Annotated in this window: 2 protein-coding genes; both read left to right on the forward strand. The window is 67.5% G+C overall.

Annotation, left to right across the window (positions count from 1 at the left end):
* The coding region (locus EN742_RS38460; RefSeq protein WP_189375744.1) for a hypothetical protein at positions 1–414 on the forward strand (414 nt) is incomplete at its 5' end.
* A gap of 325 nt (positions 415–739) precedes the next feature.
* Positions 740–1,087, forward strand: coding sequence for a hypothetical protein (locus EN742_RS35440; RefSeq protein ID WP_126057238.1), 348 nt, complete (start codon positions 740–742; stop codon positions 1,085–1,087).
* Positions 1,088–1,169: the final 82 nt, after the last annotated feature.

The following is a 1,169-nucleotide window of genomic DNA, read 5'->3' on the forward strand; positions in this document are numbered from 1 at the left end:
GTGCAGGGCATCGCGGCCGGGGCGAAAAGCGGGCATGTGCTTGTCATCGCGCTGCTCAGCGCGGGCTGCCTGGCGCTCGGCTTCTTCCTCGCGCGCGGCGCCTTCGACACCTCGGTGCAGGTCGTGCTGGACTCCCATGGTTTTCGAGACCGCCGCGCCGGCGACGTGCTGGTGCCGTGGACGAAGGTGCGGAGCGTGCGCCTCACCTCGGGCAAGGGTTCGGCCATGCTCAATTTCGAGCTCACCGAGGAGCCGCCCGACGCCATCAAATACGCGCCGGCCAATGTGGTGAACCGGATCCTACCGTTCGGCAAGACCATCGTGCACATGGAGGTCTCCTCGCTCGACGTGCGCGGCGACGACATGATCGATGCGATCCGCAAATTCGCGCCGCATGTGGTGGTGGATAGGTAGAGCTCCCCCTTCCCCCCTTGTGGGGGAAGGTGGATCGGCGCGCAGCGCAGAGACGGATGAGGGGTGTTCCAGCGGAGTGAGGCGCTGGCGACCGTGTCGCGCCTTTCGCCGCCGGCGGAGGTTTACGCCAAGCTGGAACACCCCTCATCCGTCCGAGCTTCGCTCGGCCACCGCCCGGCCCTTCGCAGGCTCAGGGCGTTCGAAGCTCGAAAAGCCAAGCAATTGGCTTTTTCGTCCGCTAACGCGGACCACTTCTCACCCCACAAGGGGAGAAGGGGAGGTCGCGCGGCTCCCCCACCCGTGCTCTACTCCCCCGGGACCCACCATGATTCGCGCTCTGCTCGCCGCCCTTCTCCTCGCCACGCCGGCCCAGGCCGACGACATGTCGGTGTTCGTCAGGAACCAGCGGTCGCAGGGCGTCGCGCTGGAACTGTTCAGCCGCGACCGCGACACGGTCTGGCCGGGCGGCGACAAGGTCTTCCTCATCCGTCCGGGCGCACGCAAATCCGTGCCTATCTCCTGCAATCCGGGCGAGAACATCTGCTGGGGCGCCTGGGTCAATGGCGACGACCAGGTCTCCGCCGGCGTCGGCCCCGACAACGACCAGCCCTGCGATACATGCTGCTTCATCTGCGTCGAGCATTCCACCGAGACGATCGACCTGGCGGAGTGACGGGGGGCGCCGATCTCCCCCCATGAGGGGGAGATGTCGCCGAAGGCGACAGAGGGGGTCGCCGCGCGTCGAGCGCCGACGC

Origin of the sequence: Mesorhizobium sp. M4A.F.Ca.ET.020.02.1.1, assembly GCF_004022645.1 — a bacterium.
GTDB lineage: Bacteria > Pseudomonadota > Alphaproteobacteria > Rhizobiales > Rhizobiaceae > Mesorhizobium.

Coding starts and splice junctions, on each gene's coding strand:
- EN742_RS35440 (WP_126057238.1), top strand. CDS start 740: ATGATTCGCGCTCTGCTCGCCGCCCTTCTCCTCGCCACGCCGGCCCAG.